The organism is Pseudoalteromonas sp. T1lg21 (assembly GCF_002964625.1).
GTDB lineage: Bacteria > Pseudomonadota > Gammaproteobacteria > Enterobacterales > Alteromonadaceae > Pseudoalteromonas > Pseudoalteromonas gelatinilytica.
Genome location: NZ_PQBX01000039.1, coordinates 248,359 through 271,317, shown reverse-complemented (window position 1 = coordinate 271,317; position 22,959 = coordinate 248,359). Strand labels below are relative to the sequence as shown.

The 22,959-nt window shown below is 42.6% G+C and carries 15 protein-coding genes, 3 tRNA genes and 1 pseudogene; 14 read left to right on the top strand and 5 right to left on the bottom strand.

The genetic code is table 11. The features are described from left to right. Nucleotides 1-9: 9 nt before the first annotated feature. The 4 genes from C2M25_RS09150 to C2M25_RS09135 all read left to right on the top strand — a co-directional run bounded on the left by C2M25_RS09150 (nucleotide 10) and on the right by C2M25_RS09135 (nucleotide 1,611). Nucleotides 10-85 (top strand) — tRNA-Lys (locus C2M25_RS09150). A 50-nt stretch (nucleotides 86-135) separates the two neighbouring features. After that, a tRNA-Lys gene (locus C2M25_RS09145) sits at nucleotides 136-211 on the top strand. 129 nt (nucleotides 212-340) lie between these two features. Next, complete coding sequence (gene nadA, locus C2M25_RS09140; RefSeq protein WP_063704744.1) at nucleotides 341-1,381, top strand: quinolinate synthase NadA; 1,041 nt, start codon at nucleotides 341-343, stop codon at nucleotides 1,379-1,381. A gap of 142 nt (nucleotides 1,382-1,523) precedes the next feature. After that, nucleotides 1,524-1,611, top strand: a tRNA-Ser gene (locus C2M25_RS09135). Between the two features lie 10 nt (nucleotides 1,612-1,621). Here the strand turns inward: C2M25_RS09135 and C2M25_RS09130 are convergent. Next, a complete protein-coding gene (locus C2M25_RS09130; RefSeq protein WP_063704746.1) occupies nucleotides 1,622-2,146 on the bottom strand; it encodes a carboxymuconolactone decarboxylase family protein in 525 nt (174 codons plus the stop codon). A 229-nt stretch (nucleotides 2,147-2,375) separates the two neighbouring features. On the opposite strand from C2M25_RS09130, the gene C2M25_RS09125 reads away from it, so the two are divergent. Continuing rightward, entirely contained in the window at nucleotides 2,376-3,260 is an 885-nt protein-coding gene (locus tag C2M25_RS09125) for an AraC family transcriptional regulator (RefSeq protein ID WP_105180959.1), read from the top strand. Between the two features lie 28 nt (nucleotides 3,261-3,288). Here C2M25_RS09125 and C2M25_RS09120 read toward each other — a convergent pair whose 3' ends face one another. Together C2M25_RS09120 and C2M25_RS09115 are read right to left on the bottom strand one after the other, a co-directional pair. Next, nucleotides 3,289-3,687: a DUF2750 domain-containing protein gene (locus tag C2M25_RS09120; protein WP_063704751.1), complete on the bottom strand. Its 399-nt coding sequence runs from the start codon at nucleotides 3,685-3,687 to the stop codon at nucleotides 3,289-3,291. 85 nt (nucleotides 3,688-3,772) lie between these two features. Continuing rightward, a complete protein-coding gene (locus tag C2M25_RS09115; RefSeq protein ID WP_105180958.1) occupies nucleotides 3,773-4,354 on the bottom strand; it encodes a TetR/AcrR family transcriptional regulator in 582 nt (193 codons plus the stop codon). Between the two features lie 331 nt (nucleotides 4,355-4,685). Here C2M25_RS09115 and C2M25_RS09110 point away from each other — a divergent pair, with 331 nt between their 5' ends. The 8 genes and pseudogenes from C2M25_RS09110 (at nucleotide 4,686) to C2M25_RS09075 (ending at nucleotide 20,095) form a co-directional block, all read left to right on the top strand. Further along, entirely contained in the window at nucleotides 4,686-5,729 is a 1,044-nt protein-coding gene (locus tag C2M25_RS09110; protein ID WP_105174267.1) for an alkene reductase, read from the top strand. 213 nt (nucleotides 5,730-5,942) lie between these two features. After that, entirely contained in the window at nucleotides 5,943-8,300 is a 2,358-nt protein-coding gene (locus C2M25_RS09105) for a TonB-dependent receptor domain-containing protein (protein ID WP_105180957.1), read from the top strand. A gap of 57 nt (nucleotides 8,301-8,357) precedes the next feature. Further along, a pseudogene (locus C2M25_RS09100) lies at nucleotides 8,358-9,484 on the top strand (alkaline phosphatase family protein). Next, complete coding sequence (locus tag C2M25_RS09095) at nucleotides 9,481-10,542, top strand: alkaline phosphatase D family protein (RefSeq protein WP_105180956.1); 1,062 nt, start codon at nucleotides 9,481-9,483, stop codon at nucleotides 10,540-10,542. Before C2M25_RS09100 ends, C2M25_RS09095 begins: the two are co-directional and overlap by 4 nt. Before the next feature lie 153 nt (nucleotides 10,543-10,695). Continuing rightward, nucleotides 10,696-14,019 (top strand): exodeoxyribonuclease V subunit gamma, encoded by a 3,324-nt coding sequence (recC, locus tag C2M25_RS09090; protein WP_105180955.1) that lies wholly within the window; start codon nucleotides 10,696-10,698, stop codon nucleotides 14,017-14,019. Continuing rightward, complete coding sequence (recB, locus tag C2M25_RS09085) at nucleotides 14,006-17,581, top strand: exodeoxyribonuclease V subunit beta (RefSeq protein WP_105180954.1); 3,576 nt, start codon at nucleotides 14,006-14,008, stop codon at nucleotides 17,579-17,581. The genes recC and recB overlap by 14 nt, the downstream gene beginning before the upstream one ends. 44 nt (nucleotides 17,582-17,625) lie before the next feature. Beyond that, a complete protein-coding gene (recD, locus tag C2M25_RS09080; RefSeq protein WP_234003551.1) occupies nucleotides 17,626-19,653 on the top strand; it encodes an exodeoxyribonuclease V subunit alpha in 2,028 nt (675 codons plus the stop codon). Then, on the top strand, nucleotides 19,640-20,095 hold the full coding sequence (locus C2M25_RS09075; protein ID WP_105180952.1) for a GNAT family N-acetyltransferase: 456 nt from the start codon (nucleotides 19,640-19,642) through the stop codon (nucleotides 20,093-20,095). The genes recD and C2M25_RS09075 overlap by 14 nt, the downstream gene beginning before the upstream one ends. Here the strand turns inward: C2M25_RS09075 and C2M25_RS09070 are convergent. Both C2M25_RS09070 and C2M25_RS09065 read right to left on the bottom strand, forming a co-directional pair. Next, nucleotides 20,092-20,721: a trimeric intracellular cation channel family protein gene (locus C2M25_RS09070; RefSeq protein WP_063704772.1), complete on the bottom strand. Its 630-nt coding sequence runs from the start codon at nucleotides 20,719-20,721 to the stop codon at nucleotides 20,092-20,094. The two genes, C2M25_RS09075 and C2M25_RS09070, sit on opposite strands and share 4 nt — an antisense overlap. 126 nt (nucleotides 20,722-20,847) lie before the next feature. Further along, nucleotides 20,848-22,137, bottom strand: a complete 1,290-nt coding sequence (locus C2M25_RS09065; protein ID WP_105180951.1) for an amidohydrolase — start codon at nucleotides 22,135-22,137, stop codon at nucleotides 20,848-20,850. A gap of 109 nt (nucleotides 22,138-22,246) precedes the next feature. Between C2M25_RS09065 and C2M25_RS09060 the strand changes: the two genes are divergently transcribed. Then, nucleotides 22,247-22,909 (top strand): Crp/Fnr family transcriptional regulator, encoded by a 663-nt coding sequence (locus C2M25_RS09060; RefSeq protein WP_234003548.1) that lies wholly within the window; start codon nucleotides 22,247-22,249, stop codon nucleotides 22,907-22,909. The last annotated feature ends 50 nt before the right edge of the window (nucleotides 22,910-22,959 follow it).

The window sequence follows — 22,959 nt, the reverse complement described above, 5'->3', positions numbered from 1 at the left end:
TACCAGAGCGGGTCATTAGCTCAGTTGGTAGAGCAGTGGACTTTTAATCCATTGGTCGATGGTTCAAGTCCATCATGACCCACCATTTTAATGGTATTGTATATCGGCGGATTGACGCATCTTAATATCCAGAGCGGGTCATTAGCTCAGTTGGTAGAGCAGTGGACTTTTAATCCATTGGTCGATGGTTCAAGTCCATCATGACCCACCATTTCTTATTTATCATTTCTTTCTAAGTTATCTTTTATTTATCTTAACAGCGCACAGCAATACTGTTCTTTAGCGTCATATTCTCGTATAATTCGCGCCATGAATGCACTGTGGACTAAGTGGTCGAGAAATGAGTCTAGCTGAACAAATTATGCCTGAAGATTATATCTTCCCTCCAAAGCCAGCTCCGTTATCAAAAGACGAGCAAGCTGAGTACAAGGCACGTATCAAACAATTATTAAAAGACAAGAATGCCGTTCTTGTTGCCCATTATTACACTGATCCTGAAATTCAAGCACTTGCTGAAGAAACAGGGGGTTGTGTTGCCGACTCGCTAGAAATGGCGCGTTTTGGAGCTAAGCACGATGCAGATGTAATTGTGGTAGCGGGTGTTCGTTTCATGGGCGAAACAGCAAAAATCCTTACGCCAAATAAAACCGTTGTTATGCCAACGCTTGCTGCAACCTGTTCATTAGACGTAGGTTGCCCAATCGAAGAGTTCTCTGCGTTTTGTGATCAGCATCCAGATCGTAAAGTCGTGGTGTATGCAAATACATCAACCGCTGTTAAGGCGCGTGCAGATTGGATTGTGACTTCTTCATGTGCGCTTGAGATCGTAGAGCACCTTGATGAGCAAGGCGAAAAAATCATTTGGGGTCCTGATAAACACTTAGGTTCTTATATTCAAAAGAACACAGGTGCTGACATGATCATGTGGAATGGCGCCTGTATCGTTCATGACGAGTTTAAAACCAAAGCACTTAAGGATATGAAAGCCTTACACCCAGATGCGGCTGTATTGGTTCATCCAGAGTCTCCTGCGGAGATTGTAGCCTTAGCTGATGCAGTTGGTTCAACAAGCCAACTAATCAAAGCAGCGCAAACCATGGACAACAAAAAGTTCATCGTTGCGACTGACCGTGGCATTTTCTACAAAATGCAGCAGTTATGCCCAGAGAAAGAATTCTTTGAAGCACCAACAGCAGGTGAAGGCGCAACCTGTAAAAGCTGTGCACATTGCCCGTGGATGGCAATGAATGGCTTAAAAGCGATTGAAGAAGCACTGACAGACCCTGAAGGTAAAGAAGTGTTTGTTGATATGGACTTACGCGAAGGCGCATTAAAGTCGCTTAACCGTATGTTAGAGTTCTCAGCATCGCTTCAGCGTTAATGTTTATACAAAAGGCAAGGTGTTCACCTTGCCTTTTTTGTTTGATTACTAATCACTTAACTGCACTATTTTAAAAAGCCCTTGCGTCGGTAGGGTTGTTTTCATACTATAGCGCCTCGCTAAAATCTTAGTTAGCGCCTTAGGTGACGTGTCCGAGTGGCTGAAGGAGCACGCCTGGAAAGTGTGTATACGGCAACGTATCGAGAGTTCGAATCTCTCCGTCACCGCCATTTCTTAATTTTACCCCACCATAGCAAAGTGCTTTTCAAGATTACATTTAGCACGCATGGCTATGTGACTGCTGACTTTCCTTGCAAGTTCTATCACTAGTAATTCAAGTTGGTCACGGCTATAACCAAGTAATACACAGCGTTTAAGTTGTTCGCTAACTAAGCTGCTGGCATCGTCTAATGCAAATAAAGCGCCTAAAGAGGCAAGCTCAAATACAGTGTTGTTCTGCTGCTCTATGCCAAACGGCAGCTGACCAAATGTGAGTGCAGTTTTTAGCTGCTGCTCTGTGCGCTTGATAAGCAATGTATTTGAACCTTGAATATCATCAAGTGAGTTTAAAATCTCTAGCGCCAGCAATGCTTTTGGCACCCCAGAATACACACTAATATGCGGTAAAATATCACACAACTCTTGCATTGAAACGCCATCATTCAATGCGTGCTGACATGCTCGTTTTAACAAAGGCTTGTCATGAACGGTGACCAAAGCAGCGATCGCGACAAACACAAATAAATCCGTGTTGTTATGGCTCATAATTTCTCTTTTGATTTTAGGTATTGAATGTATTGAGGTTTTGTAGCAGTGGCTGATTGCATAGAGCATGCAATCGAAAAAATGAAAATACATTATGGTCGATAATGGCCGTTTCTGCTTGCCATAAATGATTTAATTTTTGCCTAAAACAACGAACTGTTACCTTTAATGGTCCTAACCTTAAATTACGGTGATACACTTAATTGAGTATTTATGTGAGGTAATCTAAATGCGTCAGGCATTAATAGAAGCAGTGAAAGCAATAGCGATTGCAGATGGTAGTTTTGAAACAGCTATACCTGAGTTATTGGTATTCAGACGAAGCGAAGTCTCATTGCCGATGGCCTGCGTGTATGAATTAGGACTGGGCATTAGCTTGCAAGGTGCAAAGCGAGTTGTGCTGGGTGAGCATAGTTATGATTACACTGACGGCCAATCTCTGGTTACCTCAGTCGATGTGCCTGTTGCGTCGCATATTACTCGTGCCAGTAAAGAGCAGCCATTTTATGGACTTTACTTGCGTTTAGATGCTCATGAAATCAGCCACATTGTTGCTGAAATGGAGTTTGCAGGGCAAGACAAGTTTCCTAAGCACCAAGCTATGTCGGTGGTTGATACTGATAACGGCTTACTTGATGCTTTACTGAGGCTTATTCAACTCGACAATGAGCCACACTTAAAAGCTAATCTTGCGCCACTTATTAAAAAAGAAATCATATTGCGCTTGTTAAATAGTCCGCATAGCCCTTATTTAAGGCAGATTGTAATGTCTGGCTCAGCCCATCAAAAAATCGCCAAGACCTTATGTTGGTTAAAAGAAAACTACACTAGTCAATTTTCAATTGATGATTTGGCCCGTGATGCACACATGAGCCCCTCGACATTCAGGCTGCATTTTCGTGATGTAGTAAAAATGAGCCCGTTGCAATATGTAAAAAATCTGCGCTTGCAGGCGGCAAGACAATTAATGCTGAATGAGCGAATTGATGTAGGCTCTGCAGCCTTAAAAGTGGGTTATGAAAGCCCATCGCAGTTTAGTCGTGAATACACTCGCTTTTTTGGTAAGTCACCGATAAAAGATATTTCAGCACTGCGGTTACAACAAATCGCATAAAAAATGGGAGCACATGGCTCCCTTATATTTAAAATCGTTTCTTTGGCATTCTCAGCTGTGAGTCAAACTCGTCGGGGAATAAAATGGTGCCGTCGTCTTGATCTGTTGGGAACACCGCAATGAGTAAATCATCTTGCTCAAGGCCAGGTGTCCAGCGGCTTAACCAATCTTTTACAGGAATGGCTTTTGGTGTGCAGTCTTGCCATTCGCCGGTTGCCCAGCTTTGTGCAAATTCGCGGCTAGGCCACACAGGTACACAGTCGTCGTCTTCGTTAGAGAGCATGACACAGCCATGTTCGTCATTGAGGATCCACACTTGTTTAAACTCTTGAACCGTTTCAAACATATAAGCGAGTCGTTTCTTTGCCCCTAAGGCAAGAACAGTATCAAATTCAGTTTCAACACGTTTAGCAGTTGCATTATTCATGATAGGCTCACTCTTTTAGTTATACACAGCTACACCTTAATCATAAGGTGATAAATAAATATGACAAGTAAAGTTAATAGCTAAATTAATTTACTAATGCAGCGAATAGATCGTCAGCAAGTTGTTGCAGAGATTTTGGATCTTGATTTGTGAGTGCATAGGTACGAATACCGTATATGCCCATCACTAAAAAGCGCGCCAACTGTTGAGATGACTTGCTACTTTTAAATTCGTGGTTATCAAGGGCTTTTTGAAGCTGCTCAGCGAGGGCATGCTCGTAGGCATTAAGGTTACCACGTAGCACTGTACAAATTTGTGGGTCATTGCCTTCAACCTCAGAAATACTCTTTGTAAGTAAGCACACCTTGGCAACTTCACCTTCAATACATTCATCAACAATCACTGTTAAGTAATGTTTGAGGGTCGATAAAATTGATTGTTGGTCATTAAAAAGGGCAGTAAATTGTTGGTTTCTGTCTTTTTGATATTGCTCGGTAGCGGCTAAGAATAAGCCTTTTTTGTTGCCATAAGCCGCGTAAATAGAGCCCGGATGAAGGTGAGTCACTTCTTTTAATTTTTGCATACTGGTCTTCGCATAGCCATATTGCATAAAAGCATGCATTGCTTGGCGTAGTACAAATTCAGTATCAAATTCAGCAGTTCTCATTAAGGCTCCTCACGGTATATAATACCAATCCGCAATAATACTTAGTCATTTTGAGGGATTAAACCTGTCGCTACCCGCGTTAAAAATTTCTGATTTACGACTGCATGGATGCAGAAGGTAGAGCAATGCAGGAGCAATTGCCGAGCACAACTAAATAACGAAATTTTTGCCTTGTTATCAACGAGGTTTTCTTGCCTCAAAATAGACCACTTAATTAAGCGAATTGGTATAAACGAAGTTTACGTAATCTTGAACGATTATTCAAAATAAACCTTGAAGTATGTTTGTTTCGCCCTTATCTTGAATGTATGTTCAAGATAAGGATAAAACCATGACAACCGATTTACTTTCTCCATTTAAACTAAATGACAGCATTGAGCTGCAAAACCGTGTACTAATGGCACCACTGACACGCTGTATGAGCGACGATAATCTCGTACCAACCCAAGCAATGGTTGATTATTATGCACGCCGTGCCGATGCGGGCTTAATTATTAGCGAAGCAACGATTATTCGTCCAGATGCGCAAGGTTACCCAAATACACCGGGTCTATTTACCAGTGAACAAATTCAAGGCTGGAAAAAAGTCACCGATGCTGTGCACGCCAAAGGCGGCAAAATGTTTGCTCAGCTTTGGCACGTAGGTCGTGTTGCACACCCTCACTTTTTTGGTGGTGATGTTCTGGCACCATCAGCAATTGGTGTAGAAGGTTCGGTACCGAGAATGCGTGAGTTAACTTACGTTACTCCAAAAGCGGCAACCATCGAAGACATCCAAGTTTTAATTGCCGACTACGCAAAAGCGGCTGAAAATGCAATTGAAGCGGGTTTTGATGGTGTAGAAATTCATGGTGCAAATGGTTACTTGATTGATCAATTCTTACACTTTGCTGCCAACCAACGTGAAGACCAATACGGTCAAACACCAGAAAACATGTCACGATTTGCTCTTGAAGTCGTTGATGCTGTCGTGGCAGCAATTGGTGCAGATAAAACTGCTTTACGTTTATCGCCAGGTGCGTATTTTAATATGACCGAAAGCGACGGTGATAAAGCGGTATTCGATTATCTATTACCAGCCCTTGAAACACGTAATCTTGCGTACTTACATGTGGGTATTTTTGATGACAGCATGCGCTTTGCAAGCTTAGGTGATAAGTCGGCGTCTGAATATATGCGCGGTGCGTACAAAGGTACCTTAGTAGGGGTAGGTAGCTATAGTTTTGAGACGGCTAATCAAGCTATCGATAACAACCAATTTGATTTAATTGCGATTGGTCGCCCATTCATTGCGAACCCAGATTACATCAGTAAAGTTAAAAATGGTGAAGCATTAACACCATACAGCGACGAAATGCTGGCTGAATTGATTTAAGAAAATCTAATAATATTGTCCAACCAACAAGCGCTCAGTTAATTTAACTGGGCGTTTTTTTCTAATACTTTCTTATATATTAAACAGTTAAGTCTTAAATCTGCCATGAAAATGCATTAATTGTTTAACTGTTGTGTCAAAAATTTTGACCCTAAATGTAATACACGCTCTGCATACTGTGCCCGCTTTTAAATACGTAACCTTGGAAAAACAATGAGCACAGTAGCAAAAAAAACCAAGCTAAGCCTTGTGATCGCAACGCTTTTAGCAACATCGGCACATGCAAACACGACTAACGAAATTGAAGAAATTACCGTTGTTGCAAAGCCAACCAGTTATGCAAATAACGTTATTGAACCTGCCATGCTTGAGCAACAAAGTTCAGTATCAAGTGTGTTAGCCGTGATTGATAACCTACCGGGTATTAGCATCAACGAAGGTGATGCATTCGGTGGTGACGACTGGTCAACCACCATTACTATGCGTGGCTTTAGTATCGATGGTAATCAACAGCAATTAGGTATGACGATTGATGGTATTCCTAATGGCGGTTCTAACTATGGTGGCGGTGCAAAAGCAAACCGTTACTTAGACAGCGAAAACTTAGCAACAGTTGAAGTAGGGCAAGGTACGTCTGATATTGCCTCTGCATCACTCGAAGCATTAGGTGGTACTTTTAATTTTGTGAGTGCACAACCGAGCACAGAGCAAAGCACTACGTTTGCTTACACAACGGGCGATCATAACGCTAGCCGTTACTTTGTTAAGCACGAAACCGGCACTGTGTTTGATAACACGCAAGCTTATATCAGCTATTCGCAAACAGACACCAGCCGTTGGGTTGGAGATGGTAGCAATGGTGGTAAAGACAACCAGCACATCGAAGCGAAGTTTGTATCAGACTTTAGCGACTTAACCGTAACGGGTCGTGTTTCGTATGATGATGTTCATGAAATTAACTATAACAGCATCAGCATTAGTGAGTTTGAACAAAACCCTGATTGGGATCGTTTAACTTGGAATTGGACTGGCGTGCCGCATTTTGATCAAATGTTTGCTGAGGGCTGGGGTACACTGCGTGAAAATACCCTTGCGTATGTAAAGTTTGATTACGCGTTAAGTGCCACTTCAAACTTAAGCTTGTCGCCTTACTATCATAAAAATTCAGGTCGTGGTGATTGGATCCCGCCTTATTTAACGTCACCTGTTGATGGCGATGGCAACCCAACAATAATTGGCGGCGAAAACGCTGGCAGCTACGGCTTCACCGACAGCGACGGTAATCCACTTGCACCTGCTGCAGGTTGTACGGCAAGTTTAGAGTGGCCATGGTCTTCAGGCCCTGGCTTAAACCCAGCCTGTTACCCAGATGATGCTATTCCGGTTATGTCGTATCGTCATACTCACTACAAAAAAGACCGCTTAGGTATGACCGGTGAATACCAAGTAACCCTTGGCAACCATGACATTGAAGCCGGTTTTTGGTTTGAACAAACAGACCGTGATGAGTCACGTGACTGGCATAAAGTTATTGATGCCCGTGTCTATCATCACTTTGACCATACGCCGTATTGGACACAGTACAAAAACACCTTTGAAACCGATACATTCAAATGGTACGTACAAGACTCAATCAGTTTAGGCGACTTCACACTTAATTTAGGTGCTAAACAGTACCTTGTTGAGCTTCAGCGTTATAACCATTTTGAAGATGAATACTCAGATAAAATCGACAGTGATTCAGATGTGCTCTTCAGCGGTGGTGTGCTTTATCAGCTATCTGCAAGCACAGAGCTATTCACCAGCTACAGCGAAAATTTTGCGGCAATTAAAGATGGTGTACTTGAACGAGATTCATCAACACTGACCGAAATTGAACCTGAAACAGCTGAAAACATCGACCTAGGTGTGCGTTACAGTGATGACCGCTTAAGCTTAACTGCAACAGCTTACAGCATTGAATTTGATAACCGCATTACCTTTATTGCTCCGGGCAGTGATACCGATGGTATTGACTACACGATCGGCACGAACGGTTCTTACATCAACGTTGGTGGTATTGAGTCAACGGGTGTTGAGCTTTCAGCAAGCTATATGCTGACTGACAAATGGAATCTTTACACATCGTATACGTACAATAACTCTGAGTATCAATCGAACGATCCAAGTGCTTACAACAGCGATGGTGAGCTACTTGAGGATGCATCAGCCAGCTTTAAAGCGGGTGATGAAGTGATTGACTCAGCACAAGATTTATTTGTGGTATCGGCAGACTACTACAGCGGTGATTTCCGCTTTGGATTATCGGCTAAATACACAGGTGAGCGTTTAGGTGCATGGACTGATGAACAAACTCGTTCACGTAACAAAGTTGATGGTTACACCTTGGTTGATTTAAACATTGGTTATAACACCAGTCTTGATTCAGGCGTGTTTAAATCAATCGACCTTGCATTTGTGGTGAATAACCTGTTTGATAAATCATATCTCGCAGGTGGCACAGGTAATGGCTCTACCTACTTTATTGGTGCACCACGTACCGCAGCTTTAACACTTACAGCGCAGTTTTAAGTAATAAGCTAACGTTTTAAATAGCCCATCGTTGATGGGCTTTTTTACAGGTGAAATATGAAAAAATTAATTTTAGCCACGGCGGTTGTAGCGGCATCACTATTAAGCTTAAACAGTAAAGCTGCCGACAATGTTGTGCTCGTAACTCTTGATGGGCTTCGCTGGCAAGAAGTGTTCTCTGGTGCAGATAAAAACCTAATCGATAACACTGATTTTGTTGCAGATACAGATGAACTAACGGCGCTTTTTTGGCGAGATGACCAAGCACAGCGAACTCAAGCGTTAATGCCATTTTTTAGCGAAACATTGGCAAAACAAGGCGTTTTGATTGGCGATAGAACGCAAGGCTCATTGATGTCAGTAAGCAACCCGTGGTATTTCTCATACCCAGGTTACAGTGAAATTTTAACCGGCATGGTAGATGAAAATATCGATAGTAACGATAAAGTGCCTAACCCCAATAAAACCATTTTAGAGAGTTTAAATTCTCAGCCAGAGTTTAAAGGTAAAACCGCGCTTTTTGGTAGCTGGGATGTGTTTCCCTATATTGTAAATCGTGAGCGCAGTGGAGTGTTTGTTAATGCTGGCTTTGAAACTTTTGATGCGGTGAAGTCAAAGGAAGTGACTCTGCTAAACCAAATGCAAAGCGAGATCCCAAGCCCTTGGCACAATGTGCGCCTCGACAGCTTTACTTACCGATTTGCCAAACAATATTTATTAAATAAACAGCCGCGTTTGCTGGTTATTAGCTTGGGTGAAACCGATGACTTTGCTCATAACGGTAAATACGATGCCTATTTAAAATCGGCTAAACAAAGCGATGCGTTTATCCGTGACCTTTGGCAAACAATTCAACAAACACCGGGCTATAAAGACAATACCACATTGATCATCACGACCGATCATGGCCGTGGCAGTCATGCTGATGATTGGCAGCATCATAGTCGAAGCGTGCTTTGGCACGTTCAGAGCAAGGAAAGCAGCGTTTTCCAAACGGCATTGTTGGCTCTGAGCATATTTGGTTAGCAGCTATTGGCCCAGATATAAAAGCAACAGGCTTAATTAAGCCAAGCAATGAGCTCAAACAAGCGCAAGTAGCGGCAACTGTGCTGAATATTTTAGGCGTTAACAGTCAGCAAGTTAACCCGAAAATGGTCGCGCCAATTAAGGAGATTTTAAAATGAGTTTAACTTTTAGTTTGTTTAAAAGCGCCTTATCTGGGTTAATGCTGGTTAGTAGTGTGAGTGCGATTGCCGCGCCAAGTAAAATTTTGTTTGGCTCATGTGGTCATCAAGACAAGGCTATTCCGATTTTTGATGCCATCAACAAAGAGCAAGCCGATTTATTTATGTTCCTTGGCGATAACATTTATGGTGATACCGAAGATATGTCGGTACTTGCTGATAAATACCAACGTTTAGGGCAAAAGCCGGGCTTTAAAACATTACGTGCGAATACGCCAATCATTGCCATGTGGGATGACCATGATTATGGCGAAAACGACGCTGGCAGCGAATACCCCAAAAAACAGCAATCACGAAAAATCATGCTCGACTTTTGGCAAGAGCCTGCGGATTCTGCTCGCAGAACTCGTGAAGATGGTATTTACACTTCGTACACGTACGGTGAAGGTGAGCAAACAGTAAAGGTGATCATGCCTGATCTTCGTTTTAATCGCACACCGTTGAATCACGTATCGGCGATGACCTATCAACTTGAACGAAAACCTGCAAAACAAGGGCCTTATAGCCCAACAACTGATAAAAACGCCTCTATGCTTGGCGAAAGCCAATGGCAATGGCTTGAACAAGAGCTTAAGTCAGATGAAAAGATAAAAATCATTGCCTCAAGCTTGCAGCTATTAGCTGATTTTACTGGTTGGGAGTCATGGGCTAATTATCCGGCTGATCGTGAGCGCTTATTTGCGCTTATTAAAAAACATAAAGTAAACGGTGTGATTATTGTCAGTGGCGATACCCACTGGGGTGAGCTGTCTAAATATCAACAAAACCTAGATTACCCGTTATATGAGATGACTAGTTCTGGGCTTACAGAAAAGTGGAAAGATGTTAGCCCTAATAAACACCGTGTGGGTGATTACACTCATGAAGTTAACTACGGCGATTTAACAATCGATTGGCAAAAAGCAGATCCTACCATTCGTATTGCGCTTAAAGGTATTAAGGGTGATGAGATCATGCACACCGAGTTTGCGTTATCGACGATAAGCCCATACCAGTAAATATTGCCAGCTGCGCATATCTTTAACACATGCCCGCAGCTCATGCCCGCAAACATGGAATAAGCCTTGTTTGCGGGTATTTCTCTCTATCCCATCTAATTAAAATATCTTACACTGTGTCAATTAGTTAGTTTCAAGCAAGGACAGTGTAAAGTGCTGAATATAATTCAATCAAATCGCATGGAAGCACTGCAAGCGCGGTTTCACGCTCTTCTTAAAGTTAATCCGCTAACGAGCCCTTTTAAAAAAGAAATTGTGCTCGTGCAGTCACCGGGTATGTCGCAGTGGCTAAAAATAGGTTTAAGCGAACACTTAGGGATTGCCGCTCAGGTCGATTTTCCGCTGCCTTCGAGTTTTATTTGGCAGCTTTACCAACAATTATTGCCTGATGTACCCAGTGAATCACCGTATAACAAAGCTAACCTTGCTTGGAAGCTGTTTGCGATTTTACCAAACTGCATTGATGAGCCGCTGTATTTACCACTTAAAACCTATTTAGAGGGTGACAGTGAAGGGCAAAAAACCTTTGCCTTGTGCGAGAAAATTGCCGACGTTTATGACCAATACTTAATGTATCGCCCTAATTGGATTGCCACTTGGGAGCAGGGCATCGATGAACTTGATGATGTTGATGTAGGCATTGCGCCATGGCAACCGGATCTTTGGCGCAAGCTGGTGGCGCACAGTAAAGAACTTGGGCAAAGCCAATATCACCGCGCCAATATGCAAGACAAACTCCTTGCAGCCCTTGAAAAAATGGACGCAAGCCAATTACCCGAGCGTATTAGCTTATTTGGTATTTCTGCAATTGCGAGTAGCCAGCTTGAAGTGTTTCAGGCCATTGCGAAAAAAACGCAGGTGTTTTTGTTTTTCTTCAACCCCAGTGAGCATTACTGGGGTGACACACTCGATGAAAAAACAGCAGCTAAGATTGCTGCTAAATATGCCAAACGCCCGCAGTTACAAGCGCTTGAAGACAGCGAGAAAAACCCTGATCACGAGTACTTTTTTATTGGTAACCCGTTACTCTCGTCGTGGGGTAAATTAGGCCGAGACTATTTTGAGCAGTTACTACAACTAGACGCGCAGTGGCTTGACGGATTTGATAACGAGTTTGATCAAAGCTTGCTATCGCAAATTCAGTCTGAAATTTACCAGTTAGCTTTTAAAGGTGAATCACTAACACCAGATAAAGAATGGTTTATTAATGACGAAGGCAAATTGCCGATTCAGACTGATGACACCAGTATTGTGCTAAGCGATTGTCACACGCCACTTCGTGAAGTAGAACGACTACATGATTACTTGCTTAATTTATTCAATGAAAATAAAGCACTAACACCGAAAGATATTATTGTAATGATGCCGGATGTTGGCACATACAGCCCGTATATTGAGGCGGTGTTTGGTGGTGCAGAAGGGCGACGCTTTATCCCTTATGCGTTAGCCGATTTAGCCATAGAACAAGAAAAACCTGTGCTTAGTTCGTTTGCTAGTTTAGCTGATTTACCATACTCACGCTTTGGTGTATCTGACATTCTTGATTTACTGCAAGTCACGCAAATTGCCGAAAAATTTAACCTCGAAGCTCATGAGTATGAGCAAATAGGTTTTTGGCTTGAACGCGTTGGCGTTAAATGGGGCTTAGATGCCGCCCACAAAGACAGTTTTGGCTTACCAGCAATAGATTTAAACACTTGGCAACATGGCCTAAACCGCTTGTTACTTGGTGTTGCACAACGTGATGAACTACTGCCTTTCTCGGGGATTTACAGTGCCGATGAAGTTGAAGGTATGGCACTGAATACCTTAAATAAACTCATTGAATTTATTGATGTACTGGCCCGATATAAAGCTAAGCTGCAAGCTGATGCACCGCTTAACGAAAAAGCAGAAATTCTCAAAGAATTATTAAGCGATATATACAGCGATGAAGGCGAGCAAAGCTGGGATTTATTAGTACTGCAAAAAGTGCTCGATACACTGATTAAGCATTATGATAATGGCGATTACCAACAAGCTGTTTCGCAGCGTATTGTGAGTTACTTGGTTAAACAAGGTATTCAAGAAAAAGGCGTAGGGCAGCGCTTTTTAGTGGGGCAAGTTAACTTTTGTACGTTGATGCCAATGCGTGCGGTGCCATTTAAAGTGGTGTGCATGCTAGGTTTAAATGATGCAGATTACCCGCGTACCGTTCAGCCAATCGGTTTTGACTTAGTTCCTTACTCAAAACGCCAAAAAGGCGACCGCTCTCGCAAACTTGATGACCGTTACCTGTTTTTAGAAGCGATTTTAAGTGCTCGTGAGAATTTATACATCAGTTATATTGGCCGTTCTTGCTTTGATAACCAACCAAGAATGCCCTCAACTTTAGTGAGCGAGCTTTTGGAATACATAGCCCGTAGTTTTGAATTTGCTGACAAAGACACTCACTTAAAGCTACCAGAGGCGCTAATTAATTATCAGCACTTACAGCCATTTAACCCAGCTTATTATCTAACAGAGAAAACAGATGACGAGCAAAAAGCAAATAAACCGCTAGCCACACAATTACACAGCTATAACCCAGTGTGGATGCCAGCTCAACCTGTTAATCCTGAGCCACAGCAAGCGCTCAGTGTTCAGCCAGAAAGCAGTGTTGAGTTAACTCAGTTTATTCGCAGTATTTGCCAGCCGCACGAGAGCTTTTATCAGCAAAGTTTGGGTTTACGCTTACCGCAATTTAACGATATTGCTAAAGATGAAGAGCCATTTAGTTTAGACGCATTACGCCGCTACTTTTACCTTGACGAAATTCTCGAAGCGAGCATTCAAGAGTTACCGCTTAACAAAGCGCAAATAATGCAGCGCGGTGAGTTACCACAAGCCCATGTTGGCGACCTTGTGTTTGAAAGTATGCAGCACCGAGTTGATGCGCTTGCAGGGCAAGTGAAAGCGCATATTCAAGGTGATGAAGCATTACCCGTTGAAGTAAATATTAAAATAGCCAACACCACACTAGAAGGTTGGTTAAATCATATTTATGGTCAAAAACAGGTGTTTTATCGCACCGCCAGTATTAAAGCAAAAGATGTAATTCGTGGCTTTGTACATCATTTAGCGGCGCAAATAATGGGGCAACCTGTTGAAACCCTCATTCTTGGCTTAGACAAGCAAATTAGTTTTTCACCCTTGTCAGAAGACGATGCCCGCAAGTATTTAAACGATTGGTTCTCGCTTTATGAAACGCTTTTAACTCGTCCAGTGGCGTTTTTTCCGGTCAGTGGTTACGAGTACATAAAAACAGATAAAGACATGGTTAAAGCAAACAATAAATTCGCGCCGCAATACATAGGCATAGGTGAAGGTGAAAACCCGTATATTCGCTTAACCATAAAAAGCCTCAAAGACTGTGAAGAAGAGTTTATAAAATGGAGCGAGCTGCTGTTATCGCCACTAGTTGAATTAGCACAGGAGGCCGATCATGCAAACGCTTAATCCAATGAGTATGGCGCTGTGTGGGCAAAGCCTTATTGAAGCCAGTGCCGGTACGGGTAAAACCTACACCATCACAGGTTTGTATTTACGGTATTTGTTGGGCTTACAAAAAGCGACCGGTGAAGATGAAGCATTAAATACGCCGCTGAGTGTTGAGCAAATACTGGTGGTGACCTTCACTGAGGCTGCAACCCAAGAAATTAAAGACCGTGTGCGGGCGCGTATAATCAATGCCAGAGATGCACTGCTTGGTAAAAAGCCCGATGATGAGCTGATTGAGCAAGTGATTAACGAGGTGACTGACAAACACGCCGCATTTGATTTGCTAGACGCTGCGGCAAAGTCGATGGATGAAGCCGCTATATTCACCATTCATGGCTTTTGTCAGCGAATGCTGAAACAACATGCTTTTGAATCCGGCGTGGCGTTTAACTTAGAGTTTATTTTAGATGAGCGTGAGCTTATTCAAGAAACCCTTAATGACTTTTGGCGTGCCTTTGTTTACCCACAATCAAAAGAGCGCACGCAAGCAATTACCGATATTTTCCCCGTGCCGGCGTCACTGTATTCACAGGTAGTGAGTTTACTCAATAAACAAGGGGCAACAATTACCCCTGAGTACGACCTTGACGATATATGGCAAGCACGCGACAACTTTGTGGCAAAAGTACCGGCATTTAAAACGGCGTGCCGTAAGAGTGAATTTATTAATGCTGTAAAAGCATCTGATTTAAGTGGTTCAAAAACCCCAGGTCGAAAAAACAGCCTTGCAGCGCTTGAAGAATACTTAAGCAATGACGAGTTGTTTTTTGTATTTGGTACCAGTAAATACTCGTTTGAAGTGTGGAGTACAGAGAATTTAAGCGACCCTGCAAATTATAAGAAAAACGGCCGCTTACTCAGTCATGCAATGCTGGCTCGGTTTGATGAAATGGCTGAACTGAGTAGCCTTATCAATAACGGATTGAATATTGCGATAGTGCAATATGCTGCTAAATGGGTGGCAAGTGCATTAGCTAAACGCAAGCAAGAGCAAGGCGTTATTACTCCAGATGATTTACTGAGTAACTTGCACCAGGCGCTTTTAAGTGAGCAAGGCCAAGCATTAAGTGAAAAAATTGCCGCTTTGTTTCCGGTTGCCATGATTGACGAATTCCAAGATACCGACCCAGTTCAATATGGTATTTTTAGCCGCATTTATGACATTAAAAACACCACGCTTGCCATGATAGGCGACCCAAAACAGGCTATTTATGGTTTCCGTGGTGCAGATATTTTTACTTATATTGGCGCAAAACAAGCCGTTTCAGATGACAAGCAATACACCCTAGATACCAACTACCGCTCAAGTGAAGGGGTTGTTGATAGCGTAAACCGTTTATTTGCTAAAAATGCTAATAGCTTTATTTACAACGATGCAATCCCATTTCAAAAGGTTAATGCCAAAGGAAAACAGCAAGACAAAGCGTTTTTAATAAACGGTGAAATGCCAAGTGCGTTTGAATTTTCGGTTTTTGTTGATGAATACGCCGAAGCGAACAACAAGCCAACCAGCAAAGGGGTGGCTCAACAAGCATTGGCTTTGCAGTATACGAAAAAAATTACTGAGCTACTAAAGCAAGCTAATGCAGGCAATGCAACCATTGCAGGAAAGCCTCTCACCGCCGCCGATATCTGTGTATTAGTGCGTGACAGAAACGAAGCACAGTTGATGAAAACTGCACTGTCAGAAGCCGCCATTGCCAGTGTGTATTTATCGCGAGATAGTGTTTTTAACCAAGAGCTTAGTCATCATTTACTGAACTTTTTAACGGCATTGCATGGACAGTATGATGAATCATTACTGCGTGGTGTGCTTGCTGGGCCATTGTTTTGCTTAAGCTACAACCGCATTTATGAGCTTCACGAAAATGAAAGTGCATGGCAAGAGCATTTAAACTTTTTTGCTCAGCTTGCTCACATTTGGCATAAACAGGGCGCTATGGCGATGCTCGAGCGTTTATTAAGCCATAATCAGCTCGCAGCACGTTGGCAGGGCTTAGGTTACAACGTTGAGCGCTGGCTCACCGATTTCCGCCATTTAGGGGAAATATTACAGCAAAAGCAAATTGAGCTTGAGGGAACCCATCGATTGTTGCGTTGGTTTGCGCAAAAAGTTAGTCAACAAGATGGTGAAGCGGTGCAAGTACGCCTAGAAAGCGATGCTAATTTGGTGAAAATTGTCACCATGCACGCCTCAAAAGGCTTAGAGTACCCGATTGTATTCATGCCGTTTGCCTGTGGTTATCGCGAAAGCAAAGAAGCCCTTTACCATAAAGACGGTAAGCTGATTTATGACCTTGCTAAAAGTGACGATGCAATGCAAAAAGCAGAGCAAGAGCGCTTGGCTGAAGATTTACGCTTGCTCTATGTGGCATTGACTCGTGCCGTGCATTTTTGTTCTGTGGGTATGTATAACATTTCGCAAGGTCGCAGTGCTCGCCCTGGAATTCAAAGTACCAGCATTGGCCACGTATTATTTGCAGGGTTAGAGATTAAATCGGGCGATGAATGGCGCGCGTTGTTACAACAATTTTGTGAAGGCTCTGCGCACATGCACTATGAGGCGTTTAGCCAAGCAGATGAGCTTGAAAAGTTAACATTTGCTGGTGCTGACAGTGAGCAAGCCTATCAAGTTAATACTGTTAAAGCAGACATTCAGCGTGATTGGCGCTCAACCAGCTTTAGTAGCTTAACGCTGAAAAAGCATACTGATCATATTGAGCTTGGCCGCAGTGATGAAGACCACGAAAAAGATGAGTTTTTAGCCCAAAATGCCAATGCTTTAACACCTTACAGCTTCCCTAAAGGGGCAAAGCCGGGTAGTTGTTTGCATGAAATATTTGAGCAATTAGACTTTACCGACCCTTATGCGTTAACGCGCCCAGCCAGCGAGCAAGACGACCACGCACTAGATAAAGTGATCAAAACGTTATTCGAAAAATACCATATTGATGATAGCTGGCAGGAAATGACCGAGCAGTGGATCCTTGCAGCACTGAATTGCCCATTAAACGATAAAGGGCTTAGTTTATCAGTACTTGAGCCCGATACCTGTTTGGTTGAAATGGAATTTAACTTACCGCTGTTATCGCTCTCAAGCGATAAGCTTAACCAAGTGTTAGTAAAACACTTTAACTTACCCGGGCAGCTTGATTTTAGTGAGGTACAAGGCTTACTAAAAGGCTTTATCGATTTAATATTTTGCTGGCAAGGTAAGTATTATATTCTTGATTATAAATCGAACTTTTTAGGTAACAGTGCGGCTGATTACCACCATGAGCAACTAGAACAGGCCATGACCAGTCATCAGTATCATTTGCAGTATTTAATTTATACCGTGGCACTGCACCGTTTATTAAAACAACGTATTCAAGATTACGATAGCGATACGCATTTAGGGGGTGTTTACTACACCTTCTTACGTGGTATGAGCGAAGGGCAAGGGGTGTATTTTAATCAGTTAACAAAACAGCAGATAACTGAGCTGGATAGCTTATTCGCACAAGGAGCCATGCTATGAGTCAACTGACATTCGGCTTTGATGAACATGAGCCAAACGAGCCAATGAATAATCAACCAGAACAACATGGCCAAAGCGATTCAGTGTTGCCTGCCACAGAACTTAAAACACAGCCGTTACTGAGTTATTTACTTGAGGCGAAACGTATTCGCTTAGTTGATGTGAAACTCGCTGAGCTATTGACTGGCATAGAAACAGTAACCGGTTCACAAACACTGATAGAGAATAACGAAGCAGCGCACAGTGAGGTTTTTTACCTGATTTTATTGCTTGCGGCAGCACAGCAAAGTCAGCACAGTTGTTTAGAGCTCGTGAATATAAACTGGCAAAATCCGTTTGAAATTAAACAGCAAAGTTTAGCTGATGCCAGCATCGCAGCCCCTGAGGTTTTAACCCCGTTTGCGACAGAATTTGGCCTTAATGAGGCCGTTAATAAACTAATGAATGCTGAGTGTGTAGGGAACGACAAACCACTGCTATTGTTTGCGAATAAACTTTATTTTGCTCGATTGGCAGAGTACGAAACCACACTGGCTTCGCGTTTACATCATTTAGCAACGAAAGAACTCACCCTTGATGAAGCCGCATTAACAGCACTACTTGAGGTGTATTTTCCTAGCAGTGAACATGCACCCAACCCAAGCGATCCTATTAAAACATTAAACTGGCAAAAAGTAGCTTGTGCGATTGCAGCAACAAAAGGCTTTAGTGTGATCACTGGCGGCCCGGGTACCGGTAAAACCACTACAGTAACTAAGCTACTAGCCATATTACAATCTTTGTATGCCAGTGCACCGCTAACAATAAAGCTGGTTGCACCTACAGGTAAAGCGGCAGCGCGTTTAACCGAGTCGATTTTAGGGGCAAAACAAAAGCTTAGTATGATCCCTGATAATATCGCGCCACTTATTCCTGACAGCGCGCAAACGATTCACCGTTTACTGGGCGTTATTCCGCATACCAATAAGTTTCGCCATAACAAGCGTAACCCACTGCATTTAGATGTACTGATCATTGATGAGGCGTCGATGGTTGATTTGTCGCTTATGGCAAAACTAATCGAGGCATTACCGAGCCATGCTAGGCTTATTTTACTGGGTGATAAAGACCAATTAGCCTCGGTTGATACGGGCAGTATTCTTAGCGACCTATGCCAAGGGCTAGAGCTTGGCAAAATGCCGGATTACAGTAGTGAAAGAGCAGCGCAGCTTAATCGCGTTTGTTTTAATAATCAGAGCGAGATACCTGCGGCGAGCAGTCATTTTGTACTTAACGATTGTATTGCGTTTTTACAGCAAAGTTATCGTTTTGATGGTAGCAGCGGCATTGGTCAATTAGCACAAGCTGTAAATACCAATAACAGTGGCTTACTGGGCTATGTTGAGCAAACGATTAATCAAGGTGGCTTTAAAGACCTTAAACTTAATTACAGCGTGATCAGTAAACCGATTGAGCAATTTGTGCAACAAGCGGCGTTGCAATATCACGATTATTTGCAGCTTATCCAGCAAGGGGCAAGTGTTGCCAATGTGCATAAAGCATTTGCTCATTATCAGTTACTGGCTGCAGTCAGAGAGGGCGATTACGGTGTAAATAGCCTTAATCAGCGTATTGAAAAAGCACTGGCTCAACAAGGTTTAATCTCGCCATATCAAAGGCATTACGTGGGTATGCCAATTATGATCAGCCAAAACGACTACCAGCTAAAACTGTTTAATGGCGACATAGGTATTTTAATGCACGATGAGCAAGGTCAGTTAAAAGCCATGTTTGTTGATGAACAAGAAAATATTCGCGCCTTTTCGCCCGCCCGTTTACCTGCTCACGACAAAGTGTATGCTATGACAATTCATAAGTCGCAAGGCTCTGAATTTGCTTATACCGCAATGATTTTACCGCCAATAAAACAGGCTAATCAGGGCATTAACAGGCAATTGGTTTACACGGGTATCACCCGCGCGAAAACCACATTTGAGCTGGTGGCAGATAAAAATGTATTGCTTATGGCAATGAATAAATCTGTTACTCGTGCATCGGGTTTATACGATAGGTTAAAACATGAAGCTAGTTAAAGTAACGAGTGATCAACTCAACGAGTTAATGGGTTGGTTTAACACAGAGGCCGAACTGCGTATTTGGTCTGGGCCATTTTTTAATTACCCATTTGATAAGCAAAGCTTTAAAAACGATTTAAACCTAGATGCGCTGAATTCCTGCGCGTTGGTTAATGACGAAAGCCAGATGTTAGGGTTTGGTCAATATTATCTACGTGAAGGTCGTTGCCATTTAGGACGGCTAGTTATCGCGCCAAGTGAGCGAGGCAAAGGTCTTGCGAAAGTGTTGATAAATTTACTAGGAGAGCAGGGCAAACAGCAATTGCAGTGTGATAGCTTGTCGTTGTTTGTGTATACCCATAATACCCTTGCTAAAACAGCTTATGAAAAAATGGGGTTTATACAAACCCAGTACCCCGCTGACATGCCACTGGATGGCTGTATTTATATGACCTGCTAAGAGCGTTTAAAGCTGCTTTTACGAAACAGATTAGGTTGCCAGCCAAAGTGTATGGCACCTAATCGTAAACATACCGTCACCGTAAATGCGCCAATAATGCACCAAATATAACTGACCTCAAGGGTGAATAAAGCCGCGTAAGTTAACCCGCCAGATAAGCAAGCGGTTGAATAGAGTTCTTCGCCCATTACTAAAGGCACTTCTCGACAGATCACATCACGCATCAGGCCGCCAAAAATACCCGTGGTCATACCCATGGTGATGGCAACAATCATATCTGCGCCGCCAATTAGTGCCTTTTCGATACCAATAATGTTGAAAATAGCCATTCCTACGGCATCCATTAATAGCATGGTGGTGTTACTTAAATCGGGTAAGTGACGAATTGATAGAATAGACGCGAATATGGCTATGTAAGTTGCGTACAAATAATCGGGCTGAGCTATCCAAAATACCGGTTTGTTAAGTAATATGTCTCGAAGTGTGCCACCACCCAAGGCGGTGACTGTGGCAACGACTACCACACCAAAACCACCGACACTTTTTTCATGGCCCAGCAAAGTGCCAGAAATAGCAAAAAACGCTACACCGATAATGCTTAAAAAATGAAAGTATTCTGATGTCATGGGGCTTCCTTACCAGTTAGTAAGTTAACCCTAGCAAAATGAGCTTTATTGATGCTGAACAGCTAAGAAAATAAGGCGGGTAATGATGTCACCCGCCAGTAGGGAATAGTGATTATATCAATACGCTTATTTAAGGTAATCAACCACTAATTGCGTCATTGCATTTACGCCAAGCTGTAAAGCTTTTTCGTCTGCAAAAAAGTGTGGTGAATGGTTACTTGGTGCTGTGACTGCATCTTGACCTTTTGGTGTGACACCTAAGAAAAAGAACATGCCTGGTGTTTCTAAGGCGTAGTAACTAAAGTCTTCGGCACCTGTGATAAGTGGCGTTGTGATCAGGTTTTCTTTACCAACTACACCAGCAAGTGTTGGTGTCATTTTCTTGGTTAATTCAACATCGTTCACTGTTACTGGGTAACCATGGTCAATGTGAACATGTGCTTCTGCGCCACCTGATTCAGCTACCATCTCAGCGGTTTTAGCTAAACGTTTTTTTATGTCAGCACGCATTTCTTGGTCAAAGGTACGAATTGTGCCCACCATTTCAACTTGATCAGGAATGATGTTGTTACGCACACCGCCATTAATGGCACCAAATGAAACCACAGAAGGCGCTTTGGTCACATCAACTTGGCGAGAAGCGATGGTTTGTGTTGCCATAATAATTTGTGATGACGCTACAATTGGGTCAACCCCATTCCAAGGGCGAGAACCGTGAGTTTGGCGACCTTTTACTGTGATAGTAAATTTGTCGGCGCTGGCCATTAGTGGCCCTTCACGAAAACCAATTTGTCCGGTATTAAGAGAGCTGGTTACGTGTAAACCAAATACGGCTTCTGGCTTTTCTTTAAATAAGCCTTCTTTAAGCATAAGCTCTGCACCGCCTTCTTCGCCATCTGGTGCACCTTCTTCAGCAGGTTGGAAGACAAACAAAATATCACCCGCTAGTTGGTCTTTAATTTTTACTAAAGACTCAGCGGCTGCCATTAAAATAGCCACATGGTTATCATGACCACAGGCATGCATTACGCCAACGGTATTGCCTTTGTACTCTGTTGTTTGAGTTGACGCGAAAGGTAAGTCTACTTGCTCTTTAACAGGTAATGCATCCATATCAGCACGTAGCGCAATAAGCGGACCTTTTTTGCCCCCCTTAAGTTTGGCAACTACACCGGTATGTGCCACACCTGTTTGAACCTCAAGGCCTAGAGAACGTAAATGCTTAGCCACGTATTTAGCTGTTTCAAACTCACGGTTACTAAGCTCTGGGTTTTGATGCAAATGACGGCGCCATTTAATGACTTTTTCGCTGACACTTTTATTTGCAGATTTAAGTTCAGAATTAATATCACTCGCAAATGCAGGGGTAGAAATAGCACTGAGAAGTAGGCTGGTCGAAAGTAGTTTGTTTAACATCCCGTATCCTTTTATTATTTGGATATCCAAACAACCTGTGAAACGCTGAATTCTGCATTTTGAGATGGCTTGGATATATGCACACTACTCCAATGTAAAGGATAAACACTTGAATGAACAAGACCTTTCGGTAATTAACCAAGACAAATGGTTTAAAAATCGCACACAAATATTTAGGGACAAGCTAGTAAAAAATGCTAAATTAATCACCTTAAATGCGGGGGATGCATTGTTTTTGCGTGGTGATGAAAATACCGGTCTGTATTGTGTTATTAATGGCGTGCTTAGAGTTTCTGGGGTTAATAGCCAAGGCAAAGAAGCGGTGCTCAGTTTTGTAACCAGTGCAATGTGGTTTGGTGAAGTGGCTCTGTTTGATGGCGGTAAGCGCACCCACGATGTGTATGCTCAAACTGCAGTACGGCTTTTACACGTTCCTGAGCGGGCATTAAGACAGTTATTACAAGAACATCCCGATTATTGGCATGACTTTGGGCTGCTGCTTACCAATAAAGTGCGAAACCTGTTTGACTCATTAGAAGATCACGCACTCCTTACAGCAAAGCAAAAGGTGAGTAAGCGGTTATGCATGCTTTATCAATCGTCACACCAAAGCTGTTTGCCGCTTACCCAGCAACAACTTGCCGATATGACCTATTTAACACGGCAAACCATTAATCAAATATTACAATCTCTGCAAGCTGATTCAATTATTAATCTTAAATATCAATCGATTGAAATTGTTGATATCGATAAATTGCAATCTCAATGCTAGTTTGGAACTAAAATTGCTACAAAGTTGTAATCAAGCTTAAATGGAAGACA

Bases quoted from the DNA above. Each gene is read 5' to 3' on its own strand.
- C2M25_RS09095 (WP_105180956.1), top strand. From the start codon at position 9,481: ATGAGTTTAACTTTTAGTTTGTTTAAAAGCGCCTTATCTGGGTTAATG.
- C2M25_RS09065 (WP_105180951.1), bottom strand. From the start codon at position 22,137: ATGTTAAACAAACTACTTTCGACCAGCCTACTTCTCAGTGCTATTTCT.
- C2M25_RS09130 (WP_063704746.1), bottom strand. From the start codon at position 2,146: ATGAGCCATAACAACACGGATTTATTTGTGTTTGTCGCGATCGCTGCT.
- C2M25_RS09110 (WP_105174267.1), top strand. From the start codon at position 4,686: ATGACAACCGATTTACTTTCTCCATTTAAACTAAATGACAGCATTGAG.
- C2M25_RS09120 (WP_063704751.1), bottom strand. From the start codon at position 3,687: ATGAATAATGCAACTGCTAAACGTGTTGAAACTGAATTTGATACTGTT.
- C2M25_RS09070 (WP_063704772.1), bottom strand. From the start codon at position 20,721: ATGACATCAGAATACTTTCATTTTTTAAGCATTATCGGTGTAGCGTTT.
- C2M25_RS09115 (WP_105180958.1), bottom strand. From the start codon at position 4,354: ATGAGAACTGCTGAATTTGATACTGAATTTGTACTACGCCAAGCAATG.
- C2M25_RS09125 (WP_105180959.1), top strand. From the start codon at position 2,376: ATGCGTCAGGCATTAATAGAAGCAGTGAAAGCAATAGCGATTGCAGAT.
- C2M25_RS09105 (WP_105180957.1), top strand. From the start codon at position 5,943: ATGAGCACAGTAGCAAAAAAAACCAAGCTAAGCCTTGTGATCGCAACG.
- recD (WP_234003551.1), top strand. From the start codon at position 17,626: ATGAATAATCAACCAGAACAACATGGCCAAAGCGATTCAGTGTTGCCT.
- nadA (WP_063704744.1), top strand. From the start codon at position 341: ATGAGTCTAGCTGAACAAATTATGCCTGAAGATTATATCTTCCCTCCA.
- recB (WP_105180954.1), top strand. From the start codon at position 14,006: ATGCAAACGCTTAATCCAATGAGTATGGCGCTGTGTGGGCAAAGCCTT.
- C2M25_RS09075 (WP_105180952.1), top strand. From the start codon at position 19,640: ATGAAGCTAGTTAAAGTAACGAGTGATCAACTCAACGAGTTAATGGGT.